Consider the following 14,282-nt stretch of genomic DNA (forward strand, 5'->3'; position numbering starts at 1 on the left):
CCTTCGAGTTTCGGGCGGCCTGCTCGGCCGGTTATTTATGTGTTGCATCACATCTAATAATCAGTACATACTCATAAACAAGACAATTCATTCAACCCATTCGAACTTGATCTGAAACGATCAGACTCGAACAAGCGAGGGAAGAATCCAGTATGGCAACAACCCCCGGCACCGCAGCCGTGGAAGCGCCGCCACTGTCCAGCACGCACCCGCTGCGCGCAGCGTGGGGCAGTAAAGCTGACGCCCCTGCGCTGCTTGAGGCGCTCCATGGTTCGAGGCAGCGCCTCATCGTCCGTCCCGCGTCCGACGGCGCGTGGCAGCCCGCCGGCTCCCGCCCGCTGGGGAAGTTGGCCGCCCGCGCGAAAGACGAGAAGGGGAGCCCGTGGCCCCAGCCGCTTGTGTCCCAGTACGCGAGGTACTTCCGCGATGGAAACCGCACGGCCTATGAGGGTCTCGTGGCGGATCGCCAGCAGCGGCTGACCCGCGCCGTCGTGATGGCGGCTCTTTCCGGAGAGCCTGACTGGCTGGATGAAGCGATCGACGGGGCGTATCTCCTGTGCGAGCAGAGTTCCTGGAGCTGGGCCGCGCACGACGACGTCAACAGCCGCGCCGGGGAGGTGGTCCCGAACCGTTCGCGCCCGTATGTGGACCTTGGCGCAGGCGAGGTTGCGGCGCAGCTGGCCTGGCTGGACCTGGTGCTGGGCGAACGGCTGGACGAGCGGGCACCCGGGCTGCGGAAGCGCCTGCGGGACGAAACGCACGACCGCGTGATCCGGCCTTTCCTGGACCGCCTCGACTGGCACTGGCTCGGCCTCGACGGGGATGTCCACAACTGGAACCCGTGGATCCACTCGAACATCATCGTTGCCGCGCTGCTCCTAGTGGACGATCCCGCGCTGCAGGCCCGCACCATCGCACGGTGCATCGAAGGTATTGACCGTTTCCTCGCGTCCATCCCGGACGACGGCGCCATCGACGAGGGTTTCGCCTACTGGTGGAACGGCGCGGGCCGGGCACTGGAAGGCCTCGCGGTCCTGGAACAAGCCACCGACGGGATGCTCGACGCCGACCTCCCGGTCACCCGTGCGCTGGCCGCCTTCCCGCACCGCATGCACCTCGGCCACCGGTGGTTCCTCAATGTTGCCGATGGTCCGGCGCGCGCAGCCGGCGGGCTCCCGTGGGACATGCTGCACCGGTGGGCCGTGCGCCTGGGCGACGCGGAAGCCGCGCAGCACGCTGCGGCCTTCGCCGGCACGGAACCTGATGCGGCGGCCGGACTCGGCCGGGTCTTGCACTCGCTGTTGGCGCCCCGTCCGGGGGCCGGCGGGAAGCACCCGACTGAGCCGCCACTGACGGCCTTCGCCTACCTTCCGTCCGTGCAGATCATGGTGGCCCGGCAAACTCCGGGCACCGTGGCCGGCCTGACCCTGGCAGCCAAGGGCGGCCACAACGGCGAGCACCACAACCACCGCGACGTCGGCTCGGTAGTGGTGGCCGTCGACGGTGTGCCGCTGCTCGTGGACGCCGGCCAGCCCACCTACACCGCCCAGACTTTCGGACCCGACCGCTACGGAATCCGGGCCATGCAAAGCGCCTGGCACAGTGTCCCGGCGCCGTTCGGGCTGGAGCAGGGGACCGGGAAGGAGTTCGCCGCGACAGTCCTCCAGGAGCCCGCGGCGGACGAACCGGCGCTTGCCCTCGGACTCGGCGCAGCCTACGGGCTGGGCCACGCCGAACAGTGGATCCGCACATCGCTGCTCAACCGGGAACAGGGCACGGTTGTCATCGACGATCGCTGGAACCTGCCCGAACCGCCGCCTGGGGGGCTTCCGCCGGAAGGAACGAACGACGTCGACATCACGTACCTCGCCGCCGGCACCGTGAGCGTCGGTAGTGACGCGGCCACTGTTCTGCCGCACGGTATCCCGGCGGACGGCCTGCCGGCCCGAAGCGGAGGACGGGGCGTCCGGTTGCGCTGGAAGCCGGCCACCGCCGTCGTACTGACGGACGAATGGCATCTTGACGATCCGCTCCTGCGGGACGTCTGGGGCGAAAAACTGACCCGCCTGCGGTTCCGCATGCCAACCGAAACCCGCGCCTCCGGCGCGTTCACCCTCACTGTGGAGGCAACTCATGAGCACTGAACCAGGCCCGGAAGCGGGCGGCAAGTCCCTGTTCTCGCTGCAGCGCCGTGAGCGGCTCATGGAGGAACTGCGGGCCCACGGGGCCATCACGGTCCGTGGCATCGCCGCGAAACTGGGTGTCAGCGAACTGACCATCCGGCGTGACGTGAACCTCCTCGCTGATGAAGGGCTGGTGTCCCGCGTGCACGGCGGCGCCACGCTTCCCAGCCCGCTGGACCGTTCCGCGACTGCGGGCCTGCCGTCGCCCCACAGCTACTCCATCGGCATGGTGGTCCCTTCCCTGGACTACTACTGGCCGCAGGTCATCAGCGGAGCCCGGGCGGAGGCCGAGGAGCAAAACCTGCGGATCCTGGTCCGCGGTTCCGCCTACGACGCCGCCGACAACCGCCGGCAGGTGCAGGCCCTGCTGGACACCCAGAACATCGACGGGTTGATTGTGGCCCCGGACATGACCGGTGAACGCGGCCAGGAACTGCTTCGGTGGCTCAATGCGCTGCCCATCCCGGTGGTGCTGGCGGAGCGCCGCTCGCCCGGCGACAACCCGGCCCACCGCCTTGAGTGGGTTGCCACTGACCATGCATTCGGCGCCGGCATGGCGGTCCGGCACCTTTGGCAGGAGGGCCACCGGCAGATCGGCTGCCTCACCGATTCCTCCAGTCCCACCAGCCCGCACGTGGTGCGGGGGTGGCGGCAGGCCATGAAGGCCCTGAAAATCCCGGTGGAGAAGTCCGTCCATGAAGACTCGGCCCAGCTGGTGAACGGCGACCGCGCCGCGCACTTTGACCACGTCCTCGAGCTTTGCAAGACCACGGGGACCACGGCCATGCTGGTCCATTCGGACACCCAGGCGGTGGCGTTCGTGCAGCACTGCGTGGACAGGGGAATTCAGGTGCCGGGGGACATGGCGGTCGTGGGATACGACGACGAAGTGGCCTATCTTGCCGAGCCCGCCATCTCTGCTGTGCGGCCGCCCAAACAGTATGTGGGGAAGGTTGCCGTCCAGCTCATGGCGGCACGCCTGGCGGAAGGAAGGTTGCGGCCGGTACACCGCATTGAACTGAACCCGGAGCTGATCCTCCGGGAGTCATCGGTCGGTGCGCCGCGGGTTCCTGCCGCAGGCGTGCTTCAGGACTCCCTGTGACCGCGGCTGCACCGCGGGCGCTGGTGCTGAGCGGCACGGGGCGGTACGCGGATCCGTGGCATCCTTTCGCGGAGACTTCCGCGGCCCTGGCGGTGCTCCTCCGGGAGGCCGGCTTCGGCGTGGAGACTCCCGACGACGTCGATGCCGCCCTGGCCGGGCTGGCTGCCCCTGGCCGGTCAGCGCCGGAAGGGCCCGTCGACGCCGGCCTTCCCGGGCTGCTGGTGGTGAACCTCGGCCTCCCGCGTGATGGCCGGCCCTCGCCCGGAACGCCGGAAGCCATGGCAGGTCTGCGGCGCTGGCTGGCGGACGGCATGCCCATGCTGGTGAGCCACGTCAGCTCCACCAGTTTCCTGGACTTTCCGGAGTGGGCGGAGGCGCTGGGCGGCCGCTGGATCCGGGGAACGTCAATGCACCCCGACTACGGCCACGCGGAGATTCGCGTGCGGCCGGAATCCGGTGGCCTGGTCGAGGGCATCGCGGACTTTGAGCTGCTGGACGAGCGCTACAGCTACCTGCAGACTGCGCCCGCCATCAACGTCCACGCCACCCACACTTACGAGGGCCTCGAGCATCCGGTCATGTGGTCCCTGGACCGGGGCCCTGGCCGGACGTTCTACGACGCCCTGGGCCACGACGCCGCCTCCTTCGAATCTCCTGAGCACCGCGAGCTCCTGCTGCGCGCCATTGCGTGGCTCACCGCCTAGCCTCCACGACCCCAAGGAACCCATGCCACTCACAGCGCCTCCTGCTGCCTTGACCCTGCCCGCACTGGACCGCGCGTTGTCGCCGCACACCGGCCTGACCCGTGAGCACTGGTGTGCCTACGCCGACTTCCTGCTCCGCTCCGCCCACCGGTACGGCAGCGAAGACCACGCCAACCTCCGGCTGCCTGGTGCCAACAGCGCCTACGGCCCGCGAAGCGATGCGCTGGAGGCGTTCGCACGGACCTTCCTTCTGGCGTCCTTCCGGATGGCAGGCGACCCCCAGGGGACAGGCTGGATTGCGGACTGGTATGCCCGTGGCCTTGACGCCGGGACCAACCCTGCCAACGAGGACCGCTGGCCCACCCCCGGGGAACTCGGACAGGCCAAGGTTGAGGCGGCCTCGCTGGCGGTCGGGCTGGCGCTGACCCGCGACGTGCTGTGGGACAAACTCCCGGAGCGCGTCCAGGCACAACTGATCGCCTGGTTCGAAACGGTCATCGGAGAGGAATACCCGCCCATCAACTGGGTGTGGTTCCAGATCGTGGTGGAGACGTTCCTGGCCGGCGTCGGAGGACGATATTCGGACGGGGACATCGACGCCGGGCTGGCCATCCATGATTCCCTGTACCGCGGCCACGGCTGGTTTGCCGACGGCCCGGAACGCGCCTATGACCACTACGTCGGCTGGGCCTTCCAGGTCTACCCGCAGCTCTGGGCGCTCATGGCCCCGGACGATCCGCGGGTCCAGGCGCGTAAAAAGCGTGACGGAGAGCGGTTGGCCGACTTCCTCGACGACGCCGCCTGCCTTGTGGGGGGCAACGGCGCGCCGCTGATCCAGGGACGCAGCCTCATCTACCGCTTCGCCGCCGCCGCGCCTTTCTGGGCGGGTGAGCTTTCGGGACACACCCGGCTGTCCCCGGGAATGAGCCGGCGGGCGGCTTCCGGGATGCTGGACTATTTCGCCCGCCGCGGGGCGATAACCGAGGACGGCCTGCTCTCCATCGGCTGGCACGGCGAGTTTCCCGGCATGAGGCAGTCCTATTCAGGCGCCGGCTCACCGTACTGGGCCGCCAAGGGTTTCCTCGGGTTGGCCTTACCGGCGGATCACCGGGTGTGGACCGCGGTCGAGGAGCCACTCCCTGTGGAAATAGGCGATATCCAGCGGCTCATCACCGCCCCGGGGTGGCAGGTGGACGGAACCGCGGCAGACGGTGTGGTGCGCATCCGGAACCACGGGACGGACCACGCCAACCCCGGCGTTGCAGCAGCAGACTCACCGCTCTACGCGCGCCTCGGGTACTCCACGCATACCTTCCCGGACCTTGAACCGGAATCCTTGGATAACGCCGTCGTTCTGGTGGACAGCGAGGGCCGGCTCACGCACCGCACCGGCTTCGAGAACCTCGGCCAGCGGGACCTTGGCGGTGTCCTCGCCGGCGCGTCCCGGGCCGGCACTAACTGGATTGCGGTTGATCCCGATGGCGGTCCCGACCACGGCAGCGGCGCCACAGGGACTGCAACCCGGGGCCCCGAGGTGACAGTGGTGTCGCTGACGCGGGGAGCGGTGGAACTGCGGCTCGTCCGTGTCCGCGGCGCGGCCCCGGACACGGAGGCTATCCTGCGCCTCGGCGGCTGGCCGGTGGATGCCGCTTCGGCGGTGGCCAGCCGGATCCGTCCGCTTGCCGGCTGGGGCTCGCCCCTGGACGACGCCGGAACCTGGCACCGTGAGGGGCCGCACCCGATGGGGGAGTGCCTGACCATTCCGTGGGTTGGCACGTCGGGGCGGGTGGCGGACGGTGACTACGCCGCCGTCGTCGGGCTTGGTGGAAGGGGCGCGGAGCAGGCGCTGGACGGTGCCCGGCTGGTTGGCGGGGGACAGCGGTTCGAGTTCGCGGACGGCACCCAGGTTGACCTTGACGCCGTGTGGGCGGAGTACGCCGCACCGTAAAAGTCGCAGAGCCCGCAGCGCGGCGCGGGCAGCACCGGCTCAGCGGACCTCGAGAATCAGCTGCAGCAGCCGGGCCGCAGCGGGGCGGGCCGCGTGCTCCTCGTTCCACTGGGCCCTGGCCACGGCTTTGCTGACTGCCTGGGTGGTGATGCCAAGCTCCTGGGCGACAGCCTTTTGCTGGCCTCGCACGCCGGGCGTCAGCAAATCCAGGACACGCCACTCTGCCGCGCTACGGTCGTGCACAATGTGGCCGAGGAGCTTCAGGACGGCCTCTGCTTCCGCGGCGAGATCTGCGAACGGACCGTCAACTGCAACGGGGACGCGTTCCTTGCCGTTCCGCAGGCGGTCCACGGCGCGGCGGGCGTAGATCAGACCGTGCCCGGTAGCGTCCCTGATCTGGTTGGGCAGCGGCTCATTCACCGGCCCAACACCGATCCCGACGAACCAGCTGCCGCAGCGAAGGGCGATCAGGGCAGCCTCCACCGCCTGGTGCGGGAACTCAACGATGCCCTGGACCTCGTCCTCAACCGACCGGTCGAAGTCGAGGCGCGCCGGTATGTGCCGCAGGTCCTTGAGCAACTGCGGCACCCGGTCACCGTCGCGCCGGCTGTCCGTTTGATTGATGGTCAGCGTGAACATTCTGGATGACAGACTACCCGGTGACGGCCCGGGCTCAGCGGGAATCTGACAGGCGGACAGTTCCGGAATGGACGACGGCGGGCGGCAGCGCTGGTAATCCGGCTGCGGCTTCCGGGACGCCAGTATTTCTCAGACCCTCCTGGATCATGCCCACCAGCTGGTCAGGGCTATTCCGTGTGGTGAAGGTGAAGAAACGGAGAGGCCTCCCGGCGCCGTCCGAACCTGATGCGGGCTGCGCTGTGGCTGTTACCCGTGATTCCCTGGCGCGGAACACTACTGCAAACTGTCCCCGCACACCCAGTGAAATCTTGTCCTCAGGGTTCAGCGTCTTTAGCAGCCGGTCCGCGTCCGTTCCTGCCGGAGCCACAACGGAGCGAAGGGTTCCGGCGTCGATGTCCTCCCAGAAGGTTGCCCTCGCGGCGAGACCAACCCATCGCTATGAACTTCTCGTCGAAAGTGTCCGGGGTTGTGTCAGGCGCGTGGAGATGTTGCGATGGGAGCTGTGCCACCGACGGAGCCCCAGCGAAACGAGGACTGCAGTGACCAGTGACGTGAGTGATGCCCTGCTTGGTGACTCCGAACTTGGGCTCGTGGACCGCTGGTGGCGGGCGGCCAACTACCTGTCCGTGGGCCAGATCTATCTCCGCTCCAACCCGCTGCTGCGCGAACCACTCCGCGCCGAGGACGCCAAGTCCAGGCTCCTGGGCCACTGGGGCACCACCCCGGGACTCAACTTCGTCTACGCCCACCTCAACCGGGCCATCCGGCGGGACCGGCAGGAGATGCTGTTCATCGCCGGACCCGGCCACGGCGGCCCGGCGGTGGTGGCCAACGCGTGGCTCGAGGGCACCTACTCGGAGATCTACAGCAACGTGGGCAACGACGAACCGGGGCTTGCTGAGCTGTTCCGGCAGTTCTCCTACCCGGGCGGCATCCCCAGCCACGCCGCTCCCGAGACCCCGGGCTCCATCAGCGAGGGCGGCGAACTCGGCTATTCCCTGGCGCACGCGTACGGGTCCGTCTTCGACAATCCGAAGCTGATTACCGCCGTCGTGATCGGTGACGGCGAGGCGGAAACCGGGCCGCTGGCGGCCAGCTGGCACTCTCACAACTTCCTGGACCCCGTTGCTGACGGCGCAGTGCTGCCCATCCTGCACCTGAACGGCTACAAGATCGCCAACCCCACGATCCTGGCCCGGATGCCAGAGGCCCAGCTGGAACAGCTCCTGCGCGGCTACGGCCACCAGCCGTACTTTGTCACCGTGGCGGATCCCGACGACGTCGACAGGGCCCACCGCGATTTCGCCGCTGTTCTGGATACGTGCCTGGCTGACATCCGCGCCATCCAGTCGGAGCGCCGCGCCGCCGCCGCCGTGCCGCCGGACGGCGCCCCGTCGCCAGCCGACGCAGGCGCCGGCGACGACGCAGGCGCCGCCCGGTGGCCCATGATTGTGCTGCGTTCACCCAAGGGCTGGACCGGACCCAAGCAGGTGGACGGCAAGCAGGTGGCGGGCACCTGGCGGAGCCACCAGGTGCCGCTGTCCGAGGTCCGCACCAATCCGGAGCACCTGGCCCAGCTGGAACAGTGGCTCCAGTCCTACCGGCCGGGCGAACTGTTCGACGACGCCGGCCGGCTCATGCCCGACGTCGCGGAAAACGCTCCCGCCGGGGAGCTGCGGATGAGTGCGACGCCGTACGCCAACGGCGGCATCCTGCTGCGCGACCTCAAACTGCCGGACTACGGCAAGCACGCCGTCGAGGTGCCCGTGCCGGGCGTGGAGCGGGTCAGCGCCATGATCACCCTGGGCGGTTGGATGCGGGACGTTGTTGCGCAGAACCCCGAGACGTTCCGGCTTTTCGGCCCCGATGAGACCGCGTCCAACCGCCTCCAGGACGTCTACGACGTCACGGACAAGGTCTGGCAGTACCGGATCGACGACGTCGACGAGCACCTCGCGCGGGCCGGGCGCGTTATGGAGGTGCTCAGCGAACACCTCTGCCAGGGCTGGCTGGAAGGCTACCTCCTGACCGGCCGGCACGGAGTGTTCAGCTGCTACGAGGCCTTCATCCACATCGTCGACTCCATGTTCAACCAGCACGCCAAGTGGCTCAAGGTCCACCGGGAGCTCGCCTGGCGCCAGCCCGTGGCGTCGCTGAACTACGTCCTGTCCTCGCACGTGTGGCAGCAGGACCACAACGGCTTCTCGCACCAGGACCCGGGCTTCATCGACCACGCCGTCAACAAGAAGGCCGAGGTCATCCGGGTGTACCTGCCGCCGGATGCCAACACGCTGCTCTCCGTCATGGAGCACTGCCTCGGATCCAGGGACTACGTCAACATCGTGGTCAGCGGCAAGCAGCCCTCACCCACCTGGCTGGGACCCGCCGATGCCGCCCACCACTGCCAGCGCGGACTGGGGATCTGGGAGTTTGCCGGATCCGAGGTGCCGGGAGAAGAGCCGGACGTGGTGCTGGCCTGCGCCGGGGACGTACCCACGGTGGAGACCGTCGCCGCCGCGGAGTTGCTGAAGGAAGGCGCCCCCGGGCTGAAGATCCGGGTGGTCAACGTGGTGGACCTGATGCGGCTCCAGGACGACCGAGAACACCCCCACGGGCTGAGCTCACGCGACTTCGACGGCATCTTCACCGCGGACAAGCCGATCATCTTCGCCTACCACGGCTACCCGTCCCTGATCCACCGGCTGGCCTACCGGCGCACCAACCAGGAAGGCCTGCACGTCCGCGGCTACAAGGAAGAAGGCACCACCACGACGGCGTTCGACATGGCCATGCTCAACGGGATTGACCGCTTCCAGCTGGCCATCGACGCCATCGACCGGGTTCCCGGACTGGCGGAGCGGCACTCCCTGCTGCGCCAGTCGCTGCAGGACCAGCGCATCCGGGCGCACAACCACACGCGCAGCCACGGCGAGGACATGGCGGAGATCCGCGACTGGACGCTTGGCGGGTAGCCCCGGGGCGGGCAGCGCTCGGGGCGTAGCCCGGGAAGGGTAGTCCGGTGAACGCAGGTTACCCGGTCCCGGGCAGGCCCGCGAGCGGGCCGGACGGCACATGGATCCAGCCTTCGCTGAGGGCCGCGGCGGCATGGTCATCCGGCGGCATCAGGGTCTGGCGGAGGCTCACGGCGCGGGCCGTGAGCGAGGCGATGACGGCGTCGAACATGTCGTCGGAGGCTTCGAGGGCATCACGGTATCCGGCCAGGTCCAGCCAGGGCGCAGCGGCGGTCAGGCTGTCCAGGATCACGCCCAGCCGCTCCGCCTCCGCGGTGCCGCGCCCTTTGTAGCCGCGGGCGCGGATTCCCCAGAGTTTCAGCGAGGCGGCGGGGTAGACCTCCGCCAGCCGCCCGGAGCCGTCCCTGGCCTGCGGGCCGTAATCCTGTGCGATCTTGGCCTGGATGACCGCGCAGCGCATGGCGGGATGGGCCAGCCGGTCCGCGGAGACGCTGAGCGGAATGAGGCCGGTGGCGCCCGTGACGAACCTGTCGGTGTCCCTGTAGGCCAGCAGCCGGCGGCCCGCAATCCCGTCGTGGTCCAGGACCGGATGCGGGTCGAACTCCAGGTGCCCGGCAAGGAACGGAAGGAGTGCGTCCGGCCAGCCCAGCGGGCAGTCGACGCCCGTCAAGTCGCTGCTGCCGAACAGCTCCACGATCTCCTCGTCGGTGACGTCCAGGGAGAGGTGGACAAGCCGCGCACCACCTTCCGTCCACTCGAGAACCGCCGCCGCGGTTTTCCTGGTGGCCGCAGCGAGGTCCACGCCCAGGGTCCTCACGGGTCAGGCGGAACGGTAGCGGAGCGTGCCGGGGAGTTCTCCCCGGGTATCGAGGCCCTCCCCGGAAGCGAACCGGGCCCAGATGGCGCGGAGGGCGCGGCCCTGGGCGTCGATGTCGTCCCAGGTGGCGCCCGCGACAAGGCCGGCCGTGGCCCACGTCTGTTTGTTTCCGAACAGCAGCGGCAGGTCAACCGTGTGGGCGGCCCCAAAGTAGTTCCCGGGCGCGGCCCACGTGAGCACGTAGCTGTACGCTTTTCCTCCGGCCCGGGCATGCCGCCGGGCGAACTTGCGGGCGGCCCGGCCGTAAACGGCTTGGGTCACGGCACGGCTGACTGCGTTAACGACGGCGGTTCCTAGCACCGGGATTTTGGCCAGGCGTTCGGCGACGGGGTTTCCCGGCAGGAACATCCGTGCCTCGTCGGCGGTATGGCCGATCAGGACCTCGATGCCGGGCGCGGCCGAGTTCCACGCGGCTTCAATCTCGTGTTCCGGCGGCAGCGGTGCGTGTCCGTACTGCGTGCCGAAGGGCATGGCGGCCTTCAGCCCGTACTTCCGGGCCACCTGGGAAACACGCCCTTCGATGGCAACCACGTCCATCGCGGGGGTGTCTTCGGTGACATGTTCCGCAGCGACGCCCATCGCGGCGTTCATCTTCTCCCGGCCCCGGGTAATGCCCAGGGGCGCACTCTGGATGATGGCGCGCTGGAACAGCGAGGCTGCCTCCGGCGTCGCCATCAGATGCGCGACGGCGTCGCCTCCCGCCGACTGGCCAAAGGCGGTCACGCGCTCTGGATCGCCGCCGAAGGCGCGGATATTGCGCTGCACCCAGCGGAACGCCTCAAGCTGGTCCAGCAGGCCGAGATTTCCGGGCCGGCCTGTGCCGGTCGCGAGATATCCGAACAGGCCCAGGCGGTACGTCACGGAGACAACGATGACCCGGTTCTCGGCCACCAGGGTCTTGGGATCGAAAATGGCCAGGTCGCCGGAGCCCGAGGTGTAGGACCCGCCGTGGAGCCACACCATGACCGGAACGCGCTCGCCGTCGGCAAGGCCGGCCGGGATGGTGATCGAGAGGCGCTGGCAGTCTTCGCTGCCGGGAAGCTCACCGTAGCGGGTTCCGAGGATGTCGTCGAGGAACGGCACCGGGCCCTGCGGGCACGCGGGGGAGAGCGAGGTTGCGGCCAGGACTTCGGTCCAGTCGGGTGCACTGGCCGGCGGCTGGAAGCGGCCCGCCGTGGCGTACGGGATTCCCGTGGCGCGCACGACGTCGCCGTCGCGCCAGCCGCTGACCGGCCCGCAGGGCGGACTGAAGCACGGAGGATTGAAGGCAGGAACGTCACTCATAAGGCAACGATTTCACGGAAGGCTGGCACACTCCTGAGAACGACGACGGCGGGTGCCGGGTTCCCGTGCTCCCCGCCAGAGCGCGAGCGGACACTTGAGGCCCCGGAATCCGCAGATTCCAGGGCCTCAAGTGTCCGTTCGCGCTAATGCGCGGCGATGGCGTAACTAGTGTGCTGCCGGAACGTAGCGCTTGATGGAAGCTTCCAGCTCGGCTTCGGCAGCGGCGCGGTCGCCCCAGCCTTCAGCCTTGACCCACTTGCCCGGCTCCAGGTCCTTGTAGCGGGTGAAGAAGTGCTCGATTTCCTTGATCAGGTATTCGCTGACGTCGCTGACCTCTTTGATGTGGTCGAAGCGGGCGTCGGTGGGAACGCAGAGGACCTTGGCGTCCCCGCCGCCGTCGTCGGTCATGTTGAACACGCCGATGGGGCGGGCTTCAACGATGACGCCCGGGTGCAGATCGAAGTCCTGCAGGAGCACCAGTGCGTCCAGCGGGTCGCCGTCTTCGCCGAGCGTGTTCTCGAAGAAACCGTAGTGGGTGGGGTACTGCATGGACGTAAACAGGACACGGTCCAGGCGGACGCGGCCGGTCTCGTGATCGACTTCGTACTTGACGCGTGATCCCTTGGGGATCTCGATGGTCACGTCATGCTTCATGGAATGCTCCTCGACTTCAGGGTGTTCGCGGCACACAGAATGACCAGCAAAAGGAGTGTCGGTGCCGCCGACTACTATTGAGGATATAGCGATAGGCCCAGGTTTCATGAACTAGTGGGGACATTTCAGGACTATAAGGACCAGCAGCAGCATGAAACGCATGATGAGCCACGTGGCCAGCCATCCCTGGGCCGCCATCATCAGGCGGCAACTGCCGCTCGCGCTGCTCACCATCCTGATTGTGGCGCTCGCCGTCCCCGCGGCCATGCTGATCGCCCCTGCCTTCACCGGGCGCGGCCCGGAGCCGGCAAACACTGAGTCTGCTGTTCCCGCCTGGCAGCAGGTCCCGCGGGACCTCTCCCTTCCGCAGGGAATCGCCCCCCTCAAGGACTCGGCTCCGGTGCCCTGGCCGGACGCCCTCGGCGCCCAGCTCAACACCACACTGCAGGCCGACGGCGGCGGGTCCTTTACCGGCGTGGTGCAGGACGCCGCCACCGGGCAGGTGCTGTTTGACCGCGGCGGTGCGGAAGCCCGGGTGCCCGCCTCCAACATGAAGCTCCTGACGGCCGCCGCCGCCGTCCGTGCCATCGGCCCGGACCAGCGCTTCAGCACCAAGGTTGTGTCCGGGGCTGAGCCGGAGTCGGTGGTTCTCACCGGCGGCGGCGACGTCCTGCTGGGTGCGGGGGAGTCGTCCCGGGACGGCGTGCTGGGCCACGCCGGACTGGCCACGCTGGCCCAGCTCACGGTCAAGGCCCTGCAGGAAAGCGGCGTCAAGGGCCCGGTGCAGGTACGGCTGGACGATTCCTTGTTCACCGGTCCGGCGCTGAACCCGACGTGGAGTCCGGACGATGTGGCAGCCGGCGAGACCGCACCCCTGTTCCCGCTCGCCCTCAATTCGGCCAGATACGACCCCGCAGTGACCACCGGACCGCGTCCGCAGGACGCCGCCATGACAGCGGCAGAGGCGTTCTCCGCCCAGCTCACGACGGCGGCCGCCGCCGCCGGGCTGTCCGTCACGCCCGGCGTCGTGCGTGGCCAGGCACCGGAAAGCAGCAAGGTGCTGGCCGAGGTCCAGTCCGCCACGCTCCGCCAGCAGGTGGACCTGATGCTTCAGACCTCGGACAACTACCTCGCCGAGGTGCTGGGCCGGCTGGCGGCCGTCGCCGCCGGACAGCCCGGCAGCAATGACGGCGCCACGGCCGCGGTGTTCAAACAGGTGCAGGACCTCGGAATCCCCACGGACGGCCTTCGCGTGGCCGACGTCTCGGGGCTGTCGCTGGGCAACCAGGTCTCGGCCGGGCAACTGGCCGAGATCGTCCGGGCCATCACCTCCGGCACGGACCCCAGCCTGCGGGCGGCCATCGGCGGCTTCCCCGTGGCCGGCCTGACCGGAACCCTGGGCAGCAGGTACACCGACGCATCGACGGAGCGCGGTGCCGGGCTGGTCCGGGCCAAAACCGGAACCCTGAATTCCGTGATCGCCCTGAGCGGCTACGTGGTGGACGCCGACGGGCGCCTCCTGGTGTTCTCCTTTATAGGAAACGGGCTGCAGCCCGGCGCTGCGGGCAACCGGACCGCGCTGGACCGCACGGCGTCGGCCCTGGCTTCCTGCGGGTGCCGCTAGTTTTCTGAAGCGGAACTCAGCCGCACTCCGGTTCCGGGTGATGCCTCCGCAGCCCCAAACGCGGCGGTGCCCAGCAGCGCAGCCATCAGCACAGCCGACAGGACGGACCTCCAGCCGGTGCTCTTACCCAGGCTCAGCGGCGGGATCGGACGGTACGCAATCATCGGACTCTCCTTGGTGGTGTGGACTTCGGTACCAACTCTGGTCCGGAACATTTGTGTTCCTCTGTTCCGATCCTGTGCCCTGCCTGTGCGTTGAACCCGTTCGCCGGTCAGCGAACTTAAGGCGTAACCGC

At 68.5% G+C, this 14,282-nt stretch carries 11 protein-coding genes; 6 read left to right on the plus strand and 5 right to left on the minus strand.

The window, feature by feature from the left end; translation table 11 throughout:
• Positions 1 to 152 precede the first annotated feature (152 nt).
• The 4 genes from BS38_RS0107925 to BS38_RS24705 are packed head-to-tail and all read left to right on the plus strand — an operon-like array spanning position 153 to position 5,937.
• Positions 153 to 2,144: a heparinase II/III family protein gene (locus tag BS38_RS0107925; protein WP_081818846.1), complete on the plus strand. Its 1,992-nt coding sequence runs from the start codon at positions 153 to 155 to the stop codon at positions 2,142 to 2,144.
• On the plus strand, positions 2,134 to 3,285 hold the full coding sequence (locus tag BS38_RS0107930; RefSeq protein ID WP_028270308.1) for a LacI family DNA-binding transcriptional regulator: 1,152 nt from the start codon (positions 2,134 to 2,136) through the stop codon (positions 3,283 to 3,285). Before BS38_RS0107925 ends, BS38_RS0107930 begins: the two co-directional genes overlap by 11 nt.
• Positions 3,282 to 3,989: a ThuA domain-containing protein gene (locus BS38_RS0107935; RefSeq protein ID WP_028270309.1), complete on the plus strand. Its 708-nt coding sequence runs from the start codon at positions 3,282 to 3,284 to the stop codon at positions 3,987 to 3,989. The genes BS38_RS0107930 and BS38_RS0107935 overlap by 4 nt, the downstream gene beginning before the upstream one ends.
• A gap of 22 nt (positions 3,990 to 4,011) precedes the next feature.
• Entirely contained in the window at positions 4,012 to 5,937 is a 1,926-nt protein-coding gene (locus BS38_RS24705; RefSeq protein WP_028270310.1) for a DUF2264 domain-containing protein, read from the plus strand.
• Positions 5,938 to 5,976: 39 nt separating this feature from the next.
• On the opposite strand, the gene BS38_RS0107945 is transcribed toward BS38_RS24705, so the two are convergent.
• Positions 5,977 to 6,576: a MarR family transcriptional regulator gene (locus BS38_RS0107945; RefSeq protein WP_028270311.1), complete on the minus strand. Its 600-nt coding sequence runs from the start codon at positions 6,574 to 6,576 to the stop codon at positions 5,977 to 5,979.
• Positions 6,577 to 7,061: 485 nt separating this feature from the next.
• On the opposite strand from BS38_RS0107945, the gene BS38_RS0107950 reads away from it, so the two are divergent.
• The gene (locus tag BS38_RS0107950; RefSeq protein WP_442853337.1) at positions 7,062 to 9,548 is read left to right on the plus strand and encodes a phosphoketolase family protein; all 2,487 of its coding nucleotides are present in this window, start codon (positions 7,062 to 7,064) and stop codon (positions 9,546 to 9,548) included.
• 58 nt (positions 9,549 to 9,606) lie between these two features.
• Here the strand turns inward: BS38_RS0107950 and BS38_RS0107955 are convergent, their stop codons facing one another.
• The 3 genes from BS38_RS0107955 to BS38_RS0107965 form a co-directional block, all read right to left on the minus strand.
• On the minus strand, positions 9,607 to 10,365 hold the full coding sequence (locus BS38_RS0107955) for a DUF429 domain-containing protein (RefSeq protein WP_028270313.1): 759 nt from the start codon (positions 10,363 to 10,365) through the stop codon (positions 9,607 to 9,609).
• A 3-nt stretch (positions 10,366 to 10,368) separates the two neighbouring features.
• Positions 10,369 to 11,709, minus strand: a complete 1,341-nt coding sequence (locus tag BS38_RS0107960; protein ID WP_028270314.1) for a carboxylesterase family protein — start codon at positions 11,707 to 11,709, stop codon at positions 10,369 to 10,371.
• Between the two features lie 165 nt (positions 11,710 to 11,874).
• Positions 11,875 to 12,363, minus strand: a complete 489-nt coding sequence (locus tag BS38_RS0107965) for an inorganic diphosphatase (protein ID WP_028270315.1) — start codon at positions 12,361 to 12,363, stop codon at positions 11,875 to 11,877.
• 160 nt (positions 12,364 to 12,523) lie between these two features.
• On the opposite strand from BS38_RS0107965, the gene dacB reads away from it, so the two are divergent.
• Entirely contained in the window at positions 12,524 to 13,987 is a 1,464-nt protein-coding gene (dacB, locus tag BS38_RS0107970; RefSeq protein ID WP_442853339.1) for a D-alanyl-D-alanine carboxypeptidase/D-alanyl-D-alanine endopeptidase, read from the plus strand.
• On the opposite strand, the gene BS38_RS0107975 is transcribed toward dacB, so the two are convergent.
• Positions 13,984 to 14,202, minus strand: coding sequence for a hypothetical protein (locus BS38_RS0107975; RefSeq protein WP_028270317.1), 219 nt, complete (start codon positions 14,200 to 14,202; stop codon positions 13,984 to 13,986). The two genes, dacB and BS38_RS0107975, sit on opposite strands and share 4 nt — an antisense overlap.
• Positions 14,203 to 14,282: the final 80 nt, after the last annotated feature.

This window comes from Arthrobacter sp. UNC362MFTsu5.1 (assembly GCF_000685965.1).
Lineage (GTDB): Bacteria > Actinomycetota > Actinomycetes > Actinomycetales > Micrococcaceae > Arthrobacter.

Excerpts from the sequence above, each read along its gene's own strand:
- BS38_RS0107925 (WP_081818846.1), top strand. The coding sequence starts at position 153 with ATGGCAACAACCCCCGGCACCGCAGCCGTGGAAGCGCCGCCACTGTCC.
- BS38_RS0107930 (WP_028270308.1), top strand. The coding sequence starts at position 2,134 with ATGAGCACTGAACCAGGCCCGGAAGCGGGCGGCAAGTCCCTGTTCTCG.
- BS38_RS24705 (WP_028270310.1), top strand. The coding sequence starts at position 4,012 with ATGCCACTCACAGCGCCTCCTGCTGCCTTGACCCTGCCCGCACTGGAC.
- BS38_RS0107945 (WP_028270311.1), bottom strand. The coding sequence starts at position 6,576 with ATGTTCACGCTGACCATCAATCAAACGGACAGCCGGCGCGACGGTGAC.
- BS38_RS0107950 (WP_442853337.1), top strand. The coding sequence starts at position 7,062 with ATGTTGCGATGGGAGCTGTGCCACCGACGGAGCCCCAGCGAAACGAGG.
- BS38_RS0107960 (WP_028270314.1), bottom strand. The coding sequence starts at position 11,709 with ATGAGTGACGTTCCTGCCTTCAATCCTCCGTGCTTCAGTCCGCCCTGC.
- BS38_RS0107965 (WP_028270315.1), bottom strand. The coding sequence starts at position 12,363 with ATGAAGCATGACGTGACCATCGAGATCCCCAAGGGATCACGCGTCAAG.
- dacB (WP_442853339.1), top strand. The coding sequence starts at position 12,524 with ATGATGAGCCACGTGGCCAGCCATCCCTGGGCCGCCATCATCAGGCGG.
- BS38_RS0107975 (WP_028270317.1), bottom strand. The coding sequence starts at position 14,202 with ATGTTCCGGACCAGAGTTGGTACCGAAGTCCACACCACCAAGGAGAGT.